A 17,441-nucleotide genomic window follows, 5' to 3' on the forward strand; every position below is an offset into this window, starting at 1 on the left:
TCGAAACGTCCTTATCGACCATGACCCCATCGTCGGCGTGCCCTGCTGCCCGGCGGAAGTGTTTCGCGGGGATTTTTCTGTGAGGCACGACCCCTTGGAACGCGGGGACTTTCTACGAGTCTCGTCGAGGGGTTCACGCGGGACCGGGAAGTCCCTAGCATGGGCTCATGACTGCATATACCGGACAGAAGCTGCTCGACGCACTCGATGCCCAAGGACTCGGCGACTGGCAGGGGATGCCGGACTGCATCAAGGCCCGGTTCCTCACCGGGGACTTCGCCACCGGGCTCGACCTCGTGGCTGAGATCGGATCCCGCGCCGAGGCGGCCGGCCACCATCCCGATGTCACGCTCACCTTTCCCCACGTCGACATCCGTCTGACCAGCCACGACACCGGGGCCGTGACCGAACGTGATCTCGATCTCGCGGGACAGATCAGCGAGGCGGCCGCCTCGGCGGGGGTGCGCGCGGACCCCGAGGCCCCAGTTGTCCTCGAACTCGGCCTCGACACCGCCCACCAGGACGCCATCGCCCCATTCTGGGCGGCACTGCTGACCGGGGATGCGGGCAACGTCTCCGGTCCCGATGTCATCGATCCGTCCGGACAGATGCCGTTGCTGTGGTTTCAGGAGTGCGAAGAGCACGAGGTGCCGCACCAGCGCCTGCACGTCGATGTCTCCGTGCCTGCCGCCGTCGCCCCGGATCGGATCAGGGCCGCGGTCGAAGCCGGAGGCACGATCGTCGATGAGGAGGAAGCACCCTCGTTCACCGTGCTCGCCGATGCCGATGGCAACCGCGCATGCGTATGCACTCTGTCCGCTCGCCCGTAGCTCACGTGCGCCCGTAAGCTGGGACACGACCTCTTCCACTCAGCTCAGGAGAACGCGTGTACCAAGCAGCCGAGAACCGCTACGGCTCGATGACCTTTCGCCCGGTCGGCCGGTCCGGGCTCGTCCTCCCGGCCCTGTCGCTGGGGCTGTGGCACAACTTCGGCGATGACGTCGCCTTCCAGAATCAGCGCGACATCGTCCGGCGGGCTTTCGACCTCGGCATCACGCACTTCGATCTGGCGAACAACTACGGTCCGCCCCCGGGTTCTGCTGAGACGAACTTCGGCCGCCTGCTGCGCGAGGACCTCCACCCCTACCGCGATGAGCTCATCATCTCAACGAAGGCAGGCTGGAACATGCATCCCGGACCCTACGGCGGTCCCGGAGGCAGCCGCAAATACCTGCTGGCCAGCCTCGACGCGTCGCTGCGTCGACTCGGTCTCGACTATGTCGACATCTTCTACTCCCACCGCCCCGATGCCACGACCCCGCTCGAGGAGACCATCGGCGCACTCGACACCGCTGTCCGTTCGGGTCGCGCCCTCTATGCGGGCATCTCCTCATACTCTGCTGCCGACACTGCCCGTGCCTCGCAGATCGCTCGCGACCTCGGCACTCCCCTGCTCATCCACCAGCCCTCGTACTCGATGCTCAACCGGTGGATCGAAGACGACGGACTGCTCGAGACCACGAACGACGAAGGCCTCGGCGTCATCTGCTTCTCCCCGCTCGCCCAGGGACTGCTCACCGACAAGTACCTCGGCGGGGTGCCTGAGGAGTCGCGCGCCGGCAAAGACAAGCCCTCGTTCAAGGACGGTTTCCTCAGCGACGACAACCTCTCCCGCATCCGGTCGCTGAACGACATCGCCGCCGCTCGAGGACAGTCCTTGGCACAGATGGCCCTGGCCTGGGCCCTGCGCGACGACCGAGTGTCCTCGCTGGTCATCGGGGCCAGCCGCGTCGAGCAGCTCGAGCACAATGTCGCGGCTCTCGACGCCGCGCCGCTGAGCGCCGATGAGCTGCGGGCGATCGACGAGTTCGCCGTCGACTCCGGAGTCGACATCTGGGGCGATGCCCGCCGCAGCACCGCCGATTGAGGCCGGCCGGCCCGGCCCCGCAGCACCATCGGCCCGTCAGTCCCGCAATGGCCGTGCTCAGCGTCGGAACTCGACGGGAATCGAGCACGGGGCGAGGAGTCCCCGCAGCTGATCGACCAACTGCGTGAAACTTGCGGGACTCGTGTGCATGGACAGGTCCGCTCGGATATCCGGCCCGCTGCGTCGGCGGATGACGAGTTCGTGCATGGTTCGGCTCCGACCGGTCAGGGTGGCGGCGAGCTCATTGCCCGCAGTCTTGGCCATCGTCGTGGACCAATAGATCGGTCGGGGTCCGATGCGAGCGTGGATCGAGATGAGATCCGCGTAGTCCGCCGATCCCATTCCGACCACCGAGATGCCGCGCGCGTCGACGGCGAGAACCGACTGCTGTGGAACCTTCCGGAGCGTTCGCAGCCGATGGAGAATGACGACGGCGACAATCGTAAAGACGGCCCCGGACACCGTGATCCCACCGCCGAGCCCCCACCGGGCGATGGCGATATTGCCCTGATCAGCTTCGGAGACAGCGTCGAGGAACAGATCCCCGAACAGCAGAAACCCGAGCCCCCAGAGCAGCGCCCACCCGCCGATGATCGCGCAGGCGATCCCGACGATCCGCGAAAACCGTGAGATCCTGCCCACCGCACGCGGATCCGCCGGAAGCACCCATCCACTCCGGTCACGCACCAACATGCGCCCAGACTAGCCTGTCGATGCCTCCCGCCCCACCGCTCCGGACCAACTCGCCTCGACAGCGTCGAGGAGTGTCCCGATCCGATCGCTCCACCGCGGTCTGAACGCATAGACACAGTTCACGTCGGAGGTGAGCGCATCGAGCCGGAGGCGATGAGAGTCTTCTTAAGTGGAGTGTTCGGATGCCTGTGATACCGTAAGCGCCGACCGCCCCGACGACCCGCAGGAGCCCATCGATGAGCGACGATCGCGCGGAACGCGACGAGGCCGAGCCCAAAGAGAGCCCGTGGGCGGCGATCAAACCCTGGCAGGGCAAGGCTGCCGGCCTCGACAAGCTGCTGCTGTTCATCATCATCGGCGTCCCGCTCATCTACCTCGGCCTCATGCCGCTGCGACCGTGGATGCTCGTCAATGCCCCGGTCGTCCAGGAGTTCATCAACGGTGCGAAGACCTCGGTCGTTGCGGCCGCCGCCTATGCTCGGGTCGGTGAGATCCCGCTGTGGCTGGTCATCTTCGCCGGCTTCGTCGGGATGGCGAAACTCGATTGGGCGTTCTGGCTGGCCGGTCGCCGCTGGGGCGACGGGGTGCTGCGGCTCTTCGCGCAGAACGAGCGCCAGCTCAAACGCATCAACCAGCTGAAGAAGATCCCGAACTGGGCACTGTTCCTCATGACGCTGGTCTCCCGCTGCCCAGGCATCCCCGGCACACTCGTCTATATCGTCGCCGGGTGGACGCGGATGCGTCTGTCCCTCTTCCTCGTCGCCGACCTCCTCGGCTGCCTCATCTTCACTCTCATCTGGACGTTCCTGGGCTACCAGCTCGGGGAGGCCGCCGTCGACATCCTCAAGATCATCGACAAATACGCGCTGTGGCTGACACTGGCCCTGATCGTCGGCATCTTCGCCATCAGCTTCTTCAAGGAATACCGCAAGCAGAAGAAGGCCGAAGCGGCCGGGGACACCTCCGACGACTGAGTCAGGCGCCGAAGGACAGGAACGTCTCGCGCATGCGCTGCGGCTCCGCCTTCTGCCCGCTGAAGAGTTCGAACGCATCGATGGCCTGATTGACCGCCATCCCCGATCCGTCGAGGGTGCGGCACCCCTTCGCCCTGGCCTCCGCCAGCAGCTGCGTCTCGAGCGGGAAGTACACGACGTCGGCCACCCAGGTGTCCGACCCGAACACCGAGGTGTCGACCGGGGTTCCGGGATAGGCCTTCATCCCCACCGGAGTGGCATTGACGATCCCCTGCGCCGAGGCGGCCGCCCCTTCCAGCTCATCGAGCCCGATCGCCCGTGCCCGAGTGCCCACCGCGCTCACCTCGACGATGTCCGCGGCCAGTCCTTCGGCACGCTGGACATCGGTGTCGGCGATGATGAGCTCGCCGACTCCGAGTTCGGCCAGGGCGAACCCGACAGCACGGCCGGCTCCACCCGCACCGATCTGCACGACCGCCTCGGTGGCGGCTGACGTCAGACCGGCGCGGAACCCGGCGGCGAACCCGGTGACGTCGGTGTTGTACCCGGTCGTCCTGCCATGGGCATCGATGACGACGGTGTTGACCGAACCGATGCGCGCGGCCACCGGGTCGACGTCATCGAGGAGGCCGATGACCTGCTGTTTGAACGGGTGGGTGATGTTGAGTCCGTTGAAGCCGAGCCGGATCGCAGCTGTGAGCAGCTCCTCGAGTCCCGCCTCGGCGAGGTGGGGGCTGCTGATGTCGATCGTGCGGTAGATCGTGGGGATGGAGTGGGCAGCGCCTTCGGTCTCGTGCATCCGCGGGGTGCGGGAGGCGGAGATCCCGTCGCCGATGAGGCCGAGGAGGAGGGATGAGGTCATAGTCTCGCTTTCGCGTTCGTGAGGTGGTCGATGAGTATCTCGACCGCGTGGACGTAGCCTTTCGCACCGGCTCCGGCGATGACGGCTGCGGCCACGGGTGAGAGGTAGGAATGATGCCGCACGGCCTCCCGCGCATGGGGGTTGCTCAGGTGCACCTCGATGATCGGGTGGTCGTAGGACTTCAGCGCATCATGCAGAGCCAGCGAGGTGTGCGTGTACGCCCCGGCGTTGATGATCGCGCCGACAGTGGAGTGCCGGGCCGCGTGGACGGCGTCGATGAGCCCGCCCTCGTGGTTGCTCTGGATGCAGCGGACGCTCAGTCCCGCCTCGGCGGCGGTGTCGGCGCACATGGCCTCGATATCGGCCAAGGTGGTGCGGCCGTAGATCTCCGGTTCGCGTTCCCCGAGGAGGTTGAGGTTGGGGCCGTTGAGGACGAGGATCTCAGGATTGATCGCCTCGCGATTGGTTTCCTCGGGCATGGTCCGCGCCCCGGGCAGGGTTTCCTCGGGCATGATCACCTCGGGAACCGGGCGGCGATGGACGCCGCGGTCTCGGTCAGGTGGGGGACGAATTCGACGAGTTCGTCAAGGCCGCGGCGGAAGACCGGAGCGGCGAGAGCGAGCGAGGCCAGCAGGCTTCCGTCGAGGTCGAAGACGGGCACGGCCAGGGCGTTCATGCCGATGTCGTTCTCCTCGGACTGACCGGCCCATCCCGTCTCTCGGATCTGTTCGAGCTTGCGGCTCATCTGGGCGGGGTCGGTGATCGAGTACTGGGTGCGCGCCTCGAGCTCGAGGGCGGCGATCGTCGCTTCGGCATCCGGGTCGTGAGCGAGCAGGGCCTGGCCGAGCGCCGAGGTGTGCAGCAGGGATTCGTCGCCGGGGTCCGTGGTGGTGCGGAACTGGGGACCGTCGACGGTGAGCACTGTCAGCGCGGCGTTGCCGCGGCGGATCGCGAGGATGCTCGATTCGCCGGTCGTCGCCGTCAGTTCCCGCAGCAGATCCTTCGTCGCCCCCGACAGCCCCTGTCGGTGAGCGACCTTCTGCGCCAGACGGAAGACCTCCATGCCGAGGGTATAGATCTTCGTACGTGCATCGAAGCTGGCATAGCCGGATTCGACGAGCCCGCCGAGGAGTCGGTAGGCCGTCGAGAACGGATAGCCAGTCGTCTCGGCGGCCTGGGCTGCGCTGATCCCCTCGGGTGATTCCCCGAGGAGCTCGAGCATCTCGAAGGTCTTCGTCACCGAGTTCGAACCCTTGGGTGGCATGCTTCGCCTCCTTGCGTTGCTGTGGCTGTTCGGTGGTGCTGGGGCCGTGTGCCCGGGAAGGTCGTATGTCTGGGGAGCAGGATCTCTGCGTTCCACGTTGACAGGCTATGTCATCTCGATCACACTGTAAACCACAATGTAACAACGATTGCCACACTATGGCAATTAAGCAAGAATTTCGCTGGTCCGCCGACCGGACCCTGGAAGTGAGAGATGCGAGGAAGCATGAGCAACGCGATCGAGGAAGCTCGCCCCACGAAGAAGACACCGCTGCGCGCGGCCCTGTCGAGCTGGACGGGTTCGGCGCTGGAGTACTACGACTTCGCGGTCTATGGAACCGCGGCGGCGCTGGTGCTCAACACCCTGTTCTTCCCCGAGAACACCGCACCTGGAATCGCCATCCTGCTGGCCATGGGCACCGTCGGAGTCGCCTATGTCGTGCGTCCGCTCGGTGCGCTCATCATGGGTCCGCTCGGCGACCGCTTCGGCCGCAAGTTCGTCCTCATGCTCACTCTGTTCATGATGGGCGTCTCGACCTTCGTAGTCGGCTGCCTTCCCACCTATGAGCAGGTGGGCATGCTGGCCCCGATCCTGCTTGTGCTCTGCCGAGTCATCCAAGGACTGTCGGCTTCCGGCGAACAGGCGAGCGCGATCTCTGTCTCCCTCGAGCACTCGGCAGAGGAGAAACGGTCGTGGACGACGAGCTGGACGCTGCACGGCACCCAGGCAGGCACTCTGCTGGCCACTGCGGTGTTCATTCCCTTCACCGCTTTCCTGCCCGATGAAGCACTGTTCAGCTGGGGTTGGCGAGTGCCGTTCTGGCTCTCCGCAGTCGTCGTCCTCACTGCCTGGCTCATCCGTCGCGGGCTCGAAGAGCCGCCGGCGTTCAAGGAATCCCGAGTCGAGAACCCGCCGCTGATGCAGGTCTTCCGGTGGCACAAGGCAGCAGTCGTCCGTGTGGCCGTGTGTGCCATGGTCAACACCGTGAATATGGTCTTCACCGTCTGGTCGCTGTCGTTCGCCACCTCGATCGTCGGCCTCGAGCGTCCGACCATGCTGCTCGTCTCGGTCATCGCCAATGGGGTCGCACTGCTGGCGATCCCTGCGGCCGCACTGCTCTCCGACAGGTTCGGTCGGAAGCCGGTGTTCATCACCGGCGCCGTGGGATCGGGTCTGATGATGTTCCCGTATCTGGGTGCGGTCTCGGCCGGGAACTGGCCGCTCATCTTCGTCTTCGGCGCCTTGATGTCCGGCTGTGCGTATTCTCTGGCGAATTCCATCTGGCCCTCGTTCTACGCCGAGATGTTCCCCACGACAGCACGTGTGACCGGTCTGGCCCTAGGCACTCAGGTCGGATTCGCGGTCTCCGGAGGTCTGGCGCCCGTGCTCGCCTCTGCCGTCGCCGGTGCGGGAGGAGAGAATTGGGTGTCGGTCGCTGCGTTCACCGCGGGCGTCTGCATCGTCGTCGGTCTTGTCGCGATGACGGCGAAGGAGACGAAGGGACTGAGCCTGGAAGAGATCGATGTCGTCCATGAGGAAAGGTCACGATGAGAACCTCGATTGCCACAGTGTGCCTGTCGGGCACGCTCGAGGAGAAGCTGCAGGCTGCCGCGACGGCAGGATTCGACGGGGTCGAGATCTTCGAGCAGGATCTCGTCGTCTCCCCCAATTCCCCGGAGGCGATCGCTGCGCTGGCCGCAGAGCTCGGGCTGAGCCTCGACCTCTATCAGCCCTTCCGTGATTTCGAAGGCGTCGATGACGAGCAGTTCGCCGCCAACCTGGTCCGGGCCGAGGCGAAGTTCCAGCTGATGCGGCGCCTGGGTATGACCACGATCCTGCTGTGTTCGAATGTCGCCACCGCGACCATCGACGATGACGAGGTCGTCGTCGATCAGCTGCGCAGCCTCGGCGACCTTGCCGAGAAGTACGGCATCGACGTCGCCTACGAGGCTTTGGCCTGGGGACGGTTCGTCTCCGAATATGATCGCGCCTGGGATCTCGTCAAGGCCGCTGACCATCCGCGCATCGGCACCTGTCTCGACAGCTTCCACATCCTCTCCCGCGGCACGGACCTGTCCCGCATCGCCGAGATTCCGGGCGAGAAGATCTACTTCCTCCAACTCGCCGACGCCCCGGCCCTGTCGATGGACGTGCTCAGCTGGTCCCGTCACCACCGAGTCTTCCCCGGCGAAGGGTCATGGGACCTCACCGACTTCCTCGCTCGAGTCGCTGCCACCGGGTACAGCGGACCGGTGTCGCTCGAGGTCTTCAACGACTCCTTCCGGCAGGCCGACACTCAGCGCACCGCCGTCGACGGTCTGCGCTCTCTGCGGTGGCTCGAAGCCAATGTCTCTGAGGTCGGCACGGACAGCGACCGTGTGCGGCTCGATCTGCAGCCGCTGCCGCAGGTCGCGGAGCCTCGCGGCATCGACTACGTCGAACTGAACACCGATGATCTGGGGGCGCTCACCCGGCAGATCCATCAGCTCGGCTTCCGGTTCGTCGGCTTCCACCGCACGAAACCGCATGTGCAGCTGTGGCGACGCGGCCAGGCTCGAATCGTCGTCACCGAGTCCACCGAACCGGCTGTCGAATCCTCTACCGAACCGCCCGTCGCATCCACCTACCCGGCAGCAGATTCCGCGGGCTCCGGGACTCACCTGCGAGGCATCGGCTTCGCCGTCGCCGATGCCGATGCCGCCATGGGGCGGGCGATCCTGCTCCAGGCCGCCGAAGTGCCCCGCGATCAGGCCCATGATGAGGAAGTTCTGCGCGGCGTGTTCGCTCCGGACGGCTCCGAGGTGTTCTTCGGAAATGGGACCGGGGTCGATCCGACATGGACCGAGGAGTTCGGCAACGTCCCCGATGACCGACGCTCGGCAATCGATCATGTCAACCTGGCGCAGCCCGCGCACCACTACGACGAAGCGGTGCTCTTCTACACCTCCCTCCTGGCTCTCCACGCTCAGTCATCGAACGATGTGCCCAGCCCTTCGGGACTCATCCGCTCTCAGGTCATGGCGAGCTCCGACGGAGTCATCCGGATGCCGCTCAACCTCGCACCACGCTCTGCCGAATCGGCGGTGACCGGCGACTATCCCGAGCACGTCGCTCTCGCCTGCGATGACATCTTCACGGCGGCCGCGACCGCTGTCTCGCGTGGGCTGGACTTCCTCACCGTTCCCGAGAACTACTACGAAGACCTCGAGGCGCGGTTCGAGCTCGAACCGGAGCTGCTCGAACGGCTGCGCGAGAACAACATCCTCTACGACCGAGACGACCGCGGCGAGTTCCTCCACTTCTACACTTCGACGATCGGGTCGGTGTTCTTCGAGATGGTCGAGCGTCGCAACGACTACCAAGGCTACGGCGCCCCGAACGCGCCGGTGCGGTTGGCCGCCCAACACCGGCGCAACTCGGGCCGCTGACCCGACCGGGTCAGAACGGCGCCGCGCCGGTCGTGCCCGACATCGGGTACGGTCGAGCCCAGTCAGGCTCGAGCGCCTCCTCGGACTCGCAGGGATCAGCTCTGTATTCGGGTTCGAACACCGATGCCCACCCTTCGGCTTCACCGCGAACTTCGGGATCGTACGTCCCCGGCCACCACTCAGGCTCGGAGTCGAGTTCATCGTCGAGAGGGTACGGCAGATCGAGTTTCCTGCGCTTCGGGTCCGACTGGAGACGACGGTGCGCGAGCTGCCAGACGATCTGCTTGACCACCCTGTCTTCGACGTCGAGGTAGTCGGCCGTCGCTTTGATCAGTTCGAGCACAGCGTCGTCGCCGCGGATGCTGACGGACCACCTGACCACCTCAGCGATGAGAAAGTTCACCCTGTAGTCGATCTCGAGGTGAGCAGACCCGGCGAGCACCAACAGGGCGTTCCAGGAGATCCCCGACTTCTGGCTCGGCAGCTCTCTCCAGTCACGGGCCACCTCGTTGGTGTGCCGTCCGCTCGATGGTTCGTCACCGACCGAGCCGAGGAGGTCCTCGACGGTGTCGATGCCGTGGTCGGCCATCAGCCGGGTGGCACGGTCGACGATCTCGGCCCTGAGGATGGCCCCAGGGTGGGAATGGGCGGGTTTGACGTTGCGAATCACCTCCCGAGCCCACACCTCCGGCCCACCGGCCGTGGCAATCGAGTAGCGCAGCATCTTTGCTCCGTCGGCGCTCCCATGCCGGGCGATGTACCGATTGAGGAGGTTGTCGATCGCTGTTGGGTGGGAACCCGTCGTGAAGAGCGCATCGAGGATGCACAGCGCGAGACTGTTCGGGTAGCCGATCGGCCGCGGCTTTCCGCTCCCGTCGATGAATTCTTCGCAGCGGTATGCCAAGTTGCGGATGCTTCTGGTCCTGATCTCCATTGTTCTGACCTTCCGTCATGCGCCGCACCCTGCGACGCGTGGCCCCTGACTCCACTGTCAGAGACATGAGACGAAACTTACCGGTCAGCACTGACACAGAATGATCGGAATCAAATCGAACTGAGGATTCCTGTGCTGGCATCAGCGTTTCCAAGAGTTCCCGGTCGCATTCGTGCCCCATCTCACCAGCGGCTTTCCGTCTTGGCACACCTCACGGGCTCTGGCAGGGTGGTGACATGAGCACAGAAGAGATCATCATCGATGGCCCCCTGGCACGCGCGACCCGCATCCTCTGTCAGGTCTCGGCCAAGGACGTGGCAGGCAAGGCAGAGCTCGGCAAGTCCGAGCTCAAGGAGTACGAGAAGGGAACAGCGGACCTCACCGCCGAGCAGGAGCGTCGCCTCGTCCTCGCCCTCGAACAGTACGGTGCACGGTTCATACCCGACGGCAAGGAGGGCGGCTACGGCATCCGCCTGAAGTTCGGACGAGCCAAGGTCCGCGCCATCGAGCGCTGGGAAGACGAAGGCGGCACTCCCGGTGCCGATGACGTCTGAGTTCTGCACCGAAGACATCCGAATGATCAGACACCTTCTGCGAAGATGAGGCGCCTGAGTGGTCAGAAGACTGTGGCCTCGAACCTGCTCAACGCAGGCTCGAGGCCACAGCTGCATCCGTTGGCAGCGAGGGACCACCTCGGTGCCGAAAATGTCGCCGGCGTCGAGCGCCGGGATACATCAGCGCGGAACGTCAGTTCCTGCCGATGAACTCGAGGTTGTCGACGACACGATTTGAGAAGCCCCACTCGTTGTCATACCAGGCCACGACCTTCACATGCTTGCCGACCACGCGGGTCAGGGCGGAGTCGAAGATCGACGAAGCGGGCTGGCCGACGATATCCGAGGAGACGATGGGCTCGGTCTCATAGTCGAGGATGCCCTTGAGCTCACCTTCGGCGGCCTGCTTGTAGGCGCCGAGCACCTCGTCACGGGTCACCTCACGGGACACGGTGGTGTTGATCTCGACGATCGAACCGACCGGGACGGGCACACGGATGGCGTCGCCCGAGAGCTTGCCGTCGAGCTGCGGGAGGACGAGGCCGATGGCCTTGGCCGCACCCGTGGACGTGGGGATCATGTTCTCGGCGGCGGCACGGGAACGGCGGGGGTCCTTGTGGGGGCCGTCCTGGACCATCTGGTCGCCGGTGTAAGCGTGGACCGTGGTCATGAATCCCTGCTCGATTCCGGCGAGGTCGTCGAGGACCTTGGCCAACGGGGCCAGAGCGTTCGTCGTGCAGGAGGCGTTGGAGATGACGGTGTGTTCGGGCTTGTAGGCCTCATTGTTCACACCATAGGCGAGGGTGACGTCGGCACCCTTCGAGGGGGCGGAGACGAGGACCTTCTTCGCGCCGGCGGTGATGTGGGCGCGGGCTTTTTCGGCCTTGGTGAAGCGGCCGGTGGACTCGAGCGCGATGTCGATGTCGAGCTCGCCCCAGGGCAGTTCGGCCGGATCCTTCTCTGCGAAGACCTTGATGGTCCTGCCGTCGATGACGAGGGCGTCCTCGGTGGCCTCGACGCTGTGGTTGAAGCGCCCGAGGGTGGTGTCGAACTTCAGCAGCCGAGCGAGATCGTCGACAGCGCCGAGGTCGTTGATGGCAACGACCTCAAGCTCGCTGCCGCGCTCGATCAGGGCGCGCAGGGTGCTGCGTCCGATGCGACCGAAACCATTGATGGCGATGCGAGTCAATGTCACTCCTTGTACACGGGATTCGTCTTGATATCTCCATCATGGGCGATCAGCACGCGCGGCAACAGTGGCCAGACAGACAATCTACGCAAGGTTTAAGCCAGTCGTATTGCCAGATGTCGAAAGTTTTTCGCCACCGTGATCTGGGTCGCCGAAAAGGGTCGAATAGGGTGCGGACATACCGCGCGGAAAGGCCTCGAGAGCAGGTGCCTATCAGCCCTGGAAGGAGTGCCGGTAGTCGTTCGGGGACGTTGAGAGAATGCGTTGGAAGTGCATCCGCAGATTCGCACCCGTTCCGAGTCCCACCTGGTCAGCGATCTGTTCGATGCCCAGATCGGAGTTCTCCAGCAGCTCCCTTGCCAGGTCGACTCGGGCTCTGAGCACCCACTGCATGGGCGTATAGCCGGTGTCTTCGACGAAACGGCGGGAGAAGGTGCGCACGGAGACTCCGGCATTGGCCGCGAGGTCGCGCAGGGTGATCTTCTCCCCGATGTGCTGCAGTGCCCATTCGCGGGTGTCGGCGAAGTCGTCGCCGAGTGGGTCGGGCACGCTGCGCGGCACGTATTGCGCCTGGCCGGCACTGCGGTAGGCGGCGGCGACGAGTCGCCGGGCGACCTGGTTGGACAGGCCGACGCCGTGATCGCTGCGGATGAGGTGGAGGCACAGATCGATCGCCGAGGCGGCTCCGGCCGAGGTCAGCAGCTGTCCTTCGTCGATGAAGAGGACGTTCTCGTCGACCTTGATCGAGGGGAACCGTCGCGCGAGCTCCTTCGCCGTCGACCAGTGCGTGGTGGCTCGACGCCCCACGAGCAGACCGGTGCGGGCGAGGACGAAGGTGCCGGTAGAGATCGCGGCGATCCGCGCGCCGCGTTCGAATGCCGAGAGCAGGGCTCCGATGACCGAGGCAGGTGGTTCTTCCGCCACCGCCGAGGTGGCACCGGGGAGAATGATCGTGTCCGCGGCTTCCAGCGCCGCGAGTCCCTGGTCGACGGAGTAGTCGAGTCCGTCCGATCCGGTGATTCTGCCTGCGGCGATTCCGCAGACTTCGACCTCATAGGGCCAGATCCCGGCGGGGACCGCCCCTGCCCGCTCACCGGCAGGAACCGACCCAGGCAGTTCGTGGGCAGGTGCTGCGCCGGTATCTTCGCCTGCGACCGCGGCAGCCATCGCACCGGCGACGGCGGGCCGTTCGGGCGGGGCCACCTCGGTGCGGGTGCGGGCCGTGGCGGCATTCGACTCCCGCCCGAACACCTGGACGGGGACCCCGAGGTCCATGGCAGACACCCCGTCCAACGCCAGCACGAGGATGCGGTGCGGGCGGGAACGGAGCGTTCTGCGCTGGAGGGGGCGGGGCTCGTCACTCATGATCGCCTCTCAGTCTAGCGATCCAAGGCTGCTCCAGTGCGCGGCATTTCCAGTGGTGACGACGCTGCCGGAGCCCATTTCGGTCGCGACGGCCGGGGCGAGTGCCCCAGCCTCAGTGTTCGTGGGTGCCGGTGAGCTTGAAGCCCAGGCGACCGTGGGCGAAGGCTCCGCCGGCACGGATCGCCGAGGCGGTCCAGGCGGTCTCGGCCAGCTCGGTCTCCGTGGCCCCGGCCTTGACGGCGGCATTGGAGTGCGCGTCGATGCAGTAGGCGCACTGGGTGGTCAGGCCGACGGCGTAGGCGATGAGTTCGCGGTACTTCAGCGGGATCTCGCGGCCCTCGGGCGCGAAGACTGCGTTGTTGAACTCGCCGAATGCCTTGAGGATATCGGGGGTAGTCTCCTTGTAGGCCCTGTCGTACTTGCCGTCGTTCTCGCGGTCGAAGAAGTCTGTCATCGTGGTGCCTCCTGTGATCGGTGCCATTCCGATTCCTCACGCTACCGCGTCTCCGCGCCGCCTGCCCACCGATTTGTCACGCTGGGCTTCGTTGAATTGAGTTTCATTGACCTGCCTGCTGCCCCGTCCTGCGGAAGTCCACGCGGCATTCCTGCTTTGGCACTCCCCTGGTCTCCACACGAAGTGTCTGCTGCGGCACCACTGGGCGGATTCCACAAGGCTTGCCTGGCCGCTCGCAGGAATTCTCTGGTCATTCCACGGAGTTTTCGGCGACGAAACCACGGCGGATCGACCAGACATTCGCCTTGAGGGAGGGAAATGGCAGGCTCGGGATCGCGCGGTGTCAGTAGAGCGTGTTCTGGCCGATGAGCGGAGTCGCATCGAAGCTCGGCGCCGGCGGAGCCTGCGGGGCAAGGGCAGCCGCTTCCGGGGCGGGAGCCAGGTCGGCACGATCCGATGCCTCCGGGGCGGGGGCCGACGTTTCCTGACCGGGAGGAGAACCCTCCGGCGCCGCCTCGGTGATGGCTTCGAACATGGCCAGGGTGCCGTGCTGCGCGGCCAGACTCACCGGTTCCGGATCGGAAGAGAGCTTGATGCCGACGGTCTGCGTGGCACGGTCGATGTAGAGCATCTGGCCGTGTATGCCGATGCCGATGACGACGTTGCGGTCAGCCGAGGGCAGCCAGAACTGGCTGCGGTACATACCTCCCGGATATGAGCGCCCCGAGGGGGACGCGGCGAAGACCTTCGCGGAGTCCTCGGCACCGGTGAAGATATCGTCGACCCATTCCGCCGAGAGCACGCGTTCGCCGTTGTCCGTCGTGCCGCCGCGGGCGATCATCTCGCCGAAACGAGCGAGGTCGCGCAGGGTGGCGCTGATGGCGCCGTCGGCGATCGACCCGCCCCACCGGTCCTGGCAGACCTGGGCGGCATGGGCGGCACCGATCCGCGACCACACGTATTCGCTGGCGACGATGGAGAACGGCTGGCCGGTGACCGCCTCGGCGATCCAGGCGAGCACGTCGGTTTCGCAGCTGCGGTAGACGAATGCCGAACCGTGGTCGCGTTCGCTGGTCAGACCGGTGAGGAAATTCTTGATCCCCTTCGCCGAGGAGGCCGTCCGGGGCGCGAAATCGACCGCTTCGAACAGGGCCCGGATCTCCGAGCCGTCCTCCAGGTATTCCTCGGAGAACTTGATGCCCGAACGCATGTCGAGCAGGTCGCGGATGGTCGCTCCCGCGTAACCGCTCTCGGCCAGGGCGGGCACATGCGTGGTGACGAGGTCGGCGGGGCTGAGCAGTCCGGCGTCGGCGAGCGCGCCGATGACGGTGGCGACGATGGATTTGCTCACGGAGAAGAGCATGTGCTGGCGGGCCGGCTTCATCGGCCACGCGTATTCCTCAGCCAGAGCGACCCCGTTGCGGGTGACGAGCCAGGCATCGGTGTGGGTGCCCGCGAGCACGTCGCCGACGGTGCTCCATGCCTCATCGATCGCCGGCCACTTCTCACGGTCGATGGCCAAGGGGCGGAAATCGTTGTCTTCGGTGACGAATTCGCGAACCGGTCCGATTCCGCGCGGGATTCCCCCGGTCGGGAAGATCTCCTGCATCCGGGTGAGCGCGAAGGCGAAGAACTCGGGCCACTTCCACGTGTCGAGGTCGATGCTTTCGAGCACCGCTTCGGAGGGATCGACGATCGCGTCTTCACTCGCCGAGGCGAGTTCCCCGACATGCGGGAGAGTGATATCCGGCGCCGAGGCGGGGGCGGCGGGTGCGGCGGAATCACCGGGAGAGTCGGTGGCGGCCTTCGACTCGGTGGGGACCTTCGAATCCGCAGGCTCAGCCGGGGCAGCGTCCACCCGGGCCGTCCGGCCCGTACCGGTGTCAGCACCTTCACCGGCGTCAGCACCAGCGCCGGTGCCCTTCGTGTTGCCCGACAGTGCGCCGATGCGACGGTTCGGCGGGGTCACCGGGCGGGGCGGAAACGTCTCGTCTTCGCCTGCCATGTCACCTCCACTGCTTCGATCCGAACGGGTCTGCATGTGCGCAGGGTTGTCCCGATGCGCAGGGAACAGACTACCCGGACGAGGTGAAACTCCGTAGCGGAGCCGGGCCGATCCGTACTCCTCAACGTGCCTCGATCTGTCATCGTTGACGCCCTCACCAGGCGCGACGCAGCGGATCATTACCAATCAGTTATTCACCTGACAACCGGGCAGATCCGCGCCAATCCCACTTCAGCGCAGTTCAGTCTGCCTGCAGCTCCGCAGACGTCACCCGCCTGATCACTCTCACTGGTCGACGACGGCCCACATCGTGCTCGTGTCCTCGTTCGTCGCAATGACGAAACGTCCGCTCGAGCTCAGGTCGGAGTAGTCCCCTGCCGGATGGTCGCTGACCGGTTTGCCCGTCTTCACCTCGAAGAACGTCGTCTTCTTGTGGTCGGTGACGACGATCAGTCCGAGGTCCGGCAGCACTCCCTGCCCTCCCCAATAGCCTGTTTCGCCTTCTTCTTTCAGCTTCGGCCCGTCGGTCGTCCATACTGGTTTGCCGGTGGCCGCATCGAGTGCGGCGATTCCGCCTTCGGGTGCCGGAACGATGACGGCGGTCTGGCCGCCGATGTCGACCGGTTCCCATTGCGGACTGCCGAGACCGCCGATGACAGCAGCCGCGGCTTCCGGTGCGTCTGCATACCACCCGTCGACGGCACCGTCCGATCCTTGGTACTTCACCGCAGAGGCGAACAGCTCGGTCTGCAGGCACGCCGGCTTCCCCTCTGCGCTGAAGCGCAGTTCGGTGCCGCACACAGCGTCGAAGGTGTCTTCCATACTCACGTCCACAGACTGTTCGGTGGCCGTCAGCGTGGGAGAGTCGGAGGACTTCAGGTCCGTGGGGATGCTCAGCTGCGCCGCACGTGTCACTGCCGAGCTCAACGGATCGTCGGGGTCCGCGGACCCGTAGACGTAGGTCAGATTGCCGGGATCGAGAGTCGGGTACACGGTGAAGTAGTCGGCTCCGGTGTCGTCGATCTTGCGCGCCTCGGTGATGGGGATCGACATGTGCGTGCCGTCGTCGAATGACACACGCGTGACCATCGACTCGTCCCCGTCCATCCAGGACATGACCCCTGATTTGCGGTCCGGCGCCAGCTCGAGGAGGCGACCGCCGAAGGTCTGTCCGTCCTCACCGACCGAGCGCGCCGGCCAGGCTTCCTTCCCCGTTTCCGGGTCGAGTGCGTAGAGGACGGTGTTCCCTTCGGCTGAGGGTTCGCAGTTCTCCTCGGAGTCCATCCAGATGTTCTCGAGGAGGATGAGATCTCCCTCGCCGAGGCGGCTGCCTCCTGCCGTCGACTGTGATCCGAAGGATTGGGCCGGGCGGCACGAACCGGCGGTGTCGGGGATGTCGAAGGTCCAGACTTCCTGCCCGTCTGCCCACGAGTAGGCCGTGGTCGTACCGGAGTAGTCGTGGACGATGACATTCTCGCCTGCCGAGTAGGCTTCGGTGCCTCCGTCGTCTTCGTTGGTGTTGGAGTCGATGCTCCACTTCTCGTCGCCGTCGGCGTCGATGACTCGCAGCTTCTGGCTCATCCAGTCTCCGACCAGAGCCAAGTCTGATCCGTTGTCGGTGATCACCGAGGCGTAGTAGTCGAGTTCGACCGGTTCGGCCAGGGTCGGGGTCGTCGTCGGTGACGGTGCTCCCTCCGGCTGGCCGGCTCCGTCGCTGCAGCCGCTCAATGCCACCAGCCCCGCTGCTGCGACCCCTGCCCACATCCGCTTCATGATGCGTTTCTCCTGCTCA

General features: G+C 65.4%; 16 protein-coding genes. 6 read left to right on the top strand and 10 right to left on the bottom strand.

What is annotated here, in order from left to right; genetic code table 11:
* Nucleotides 1-167 precede the first annotated feature (167 nt).
* Complete coding sequence (locus EB835_RS14320; protein WP_135810134.1) at nucleotides 168-830, top strand: 4a-hydroxytetrahydrobiopterin dehydratase; 663 nt, start codon at nucleotides 168-170, stop codon at nucleotides 828-830.
* Nucleotides 831-886: 56 nt separating this feature from the next.
* Nucleotides 887-1,927 (top strand): L-glyceraldehyde 3-phosphate reductase, encoded by a 1,041-nt coding sequence (mgrA, locus tag EB835_RS14325; RefSeq protein WP_135810135.1) that lies wholly within the window; start codon nucleotides 887-889, stop codon nucleotides 1,925-1,927.
* A 57-nt stretch (nucleotides 1,928-1,984) separates the two neighbouring features.
* Here the strand turns inward: mgrA and EB835_RS14330 are convergent, their stop codons facing one another.
* Nucleotides 1,985-2,620 carry a hypothetical protein gene (locus EB835_RS14330; protein WP_135810136.1) on the bottom strand — a complete coding sequence of 212 codons (636 nt, stop codon included), beginning with the start codon at nucleotides 2,618-2,620 and terminating at the stop codon, nucleotides 1,985-1,987.
* 236 nt (nucleotides 2,621-2,856) lie between these two features.
* Here EB835_RS14330 and EB835_RS14335 point away from each other — a divergent pair, with 236 nt between their 5' ends.
* Nucleotides 2,857-3,594, top strand: coding sequence for a DedA family protein (locus EB835_RS14335; RefSeq protein WP_135810137.1), 738 nt, complete (start codon nucleotides 2,857-2,859; stop codon nucleotides 3,592-3,594).
* A 1-nt stretch (nucleotide 3,595) separates the two neighbouring features.
* Here EB835_RS14335 and EB835_RS14340 read toward each other — a convergent pair whose 3' ends face one another.
* From EB835_RS14340 to EB835_RS14350, 3 genes are read right to left on the bottom strand one after another with little or no spacing between them, the layout of a single operon-like run.
* Nucleotides 3,596-4,456 (bottom strand): shikimate dehydrogenase, encoded by an 861-nt coding sequence (locus EB835_RS14340; RefSeq protein ID WP_135810138.1) that lies wholly within the window; start codon nucleotides 4,454-4,456, stop codon nucleotides 3,596-3,598.
* Nucleotides 4,453-4,935, bottom strand: a complete 483-nt coding sequence (gene aroQ / locus EB835_RS14345) for a type II 3-dehydroquinate dehydratase (protein ID WP_135810193.1) — start codon at nucleotides 4,933-4,935, stop codon at nucleotides 4,453-4,455. Before aroQ ends, EB835_RS14340 begins: the two co-directional genes overlap by 4 nt.
* Before the next feature lie 35 nt (nucleotides 4,936-4,970).
* Nucleotides 4,971-5,720, bottom strand: a complete 750-nt coding sequence (locus EB835_RS14350) for an IclR family transcriptional regulator (RefSeq protein ID WP_135810139.1) — start codon at nucleotides 5,718-5,720, stop codon at nucleotides 4,971-4,973.
* Nucleotides 5,721-5,945: 225 nt separating this feature from the next.
* On the opposite strand from EB835_RS14350, the gene EB835_RS14355 reads away from it, so the two are divergent.
* Nucleotides 5,946-7,271, top strand: coding sequence for an MFS transporter (locus EB835_RS14355; protein WP_135810140.1), 1,326 nt, complete (start codon nucleotides 5,946-5,948; stop codon nucleotides 7,269-7,271).
* Nucleotides 7,268-9,148 carry a bifunctional sugar phosphate isomerase/epimerase/4-hydroxyphenylpyruvate dioxygenase family protein gene (locus EB835_RS14360; protein WP_135810141.1) on the top strand — a complete coding sequence of 627 codons (1,881 nt, stop codon included), beginning with the start codon at nucleotides 7,268-7,270 and terminating at the stop codon, nucleotides 9,146-9,148. Before EB835_RS14355 ends, EB835_RS14360 begins: the two co-directional genes overlap by 4 nt.
* Nucleotides 9,149-9,158: 10 nt before the next feature.
* Here the strand turns inward: EB835_RS14360 and EB835_RS14365 are convergent, their stop codons facing one another.
* The gene (locus EB835_RS14365; RefSeq protein ID WP_135810142.1) at nucleotides 9,159-10,082 is read right to left on the bottom strand and encodes a hypothetical protein; all 924 of its coding nucleotides are present in this window, start codon (nucleotides 10,080-10,082) and stop codon (nucleotides 9,159-9,161) included.
* A gap of 236 nt (nucleotides 10,083-10,318) precedes the next feature.
* Between EB835_RS14365 and EB835_RS14370 the strand changes: the two genes are divergently transcribed.
* Nucleotides 10,319-10,636: an XRE family transcriptional regulator gene (locus EB835_RS14370; RefSeq protein ID WP_135810143.1), complete on the top strand. Its 318-nt coding sequence runs from the start codon at nucleotides 10,319-10,321 to the stop codon at nucleotides 10,634-10,636.
* A gap of 193 nt (nucleotides 10,637-10,829) precedes the next feature.
* Here EB835_RS14370 and gap read toward each other — a convergent pair whose 3' ends face one another.
* The 5 genes from gap to EB835_RS14400 all read right to left on the bottom strand — a co-directional run bounded on the left by gap (nucleotide 10,830) and on the right by EB835_RS14400 (nucleotide 17,422).
* Nucleotides 10,830-11,825, bottom strand: coding sequence for a type I glyceraldehyde-3-phosphate dehydrogenase (gene gap / locus EB835_RS14375; protein WP_135810144.1), 996 nt, complete (start codon nucleotides 11,823-11,825; stop codon nucleotides 10,830-10,832).
* 213 nt (nucleotides 11,826-12,038) lie between these two features.
* Nucleotides 12,039-13,190 carry a GlxA family transcriptional regulator gene (locus EB835_RS14380; RefSeq protein WP_240688759.1) on the bottom strand — a complete coding sequence of 384 codons (1,152 nt, stop codon included), beginning with the start codon at nucleotides 13,188-13,190 and terminating at the stop codon, nucleotides 12,039-12,041.
* A gap of 112 nt (nucleotides 13,191-13,302) precedes the next feature.
* A complete protein-coding gene (locus tag EB835_RS14390; protein ID WP_240688760.1) occupies nucleotides 13,303-13,671 on the bottom strand; it encodes a carboxymuconolactone decarboxylase family protein in 369 nt (122 codons plus the stop codon).
* A 316-nt stretch (nucleotides 13,672-13,987) separates the two neighbouring features.
* A complete protein-coding gene (locus EB835_RS14395) occupies nucleotides 13,988-15,649 on the bottom strand; it encodes a serine hydrolase domain-containing protein (protein ID WP_135810145.1) in 1,662 nt (553 codons plus the stop codon).
* Nucleotides 15,650-15,934: 285 nt separating this feature from the next.
* Nucleotides 15,935-17,422 carry an outer membrane protein assembly factor BamB family protein gene (locus EB835_RS14400; RefSeq protein ID WP_135810146.1) on the bottom strand — a complete coding sequence of 496 codons (1,488 nt, stop codon included), beginning with the start codon at nucleotides 17,420-17,422 and terminating at the stop codon, nucleotides 15,935-15,937.
* Nucleotides 17,423-17,441: the final 19 nt, after the last annotated feature.

The organism is Brevibacterium sp. S22 (assembly GCF_004745485.1).
Lineage (GTDB): Bacteria > Actinomycetota > Actinomycetes > Actinomycetales > Brevibacteriaceae > Brevibacterium.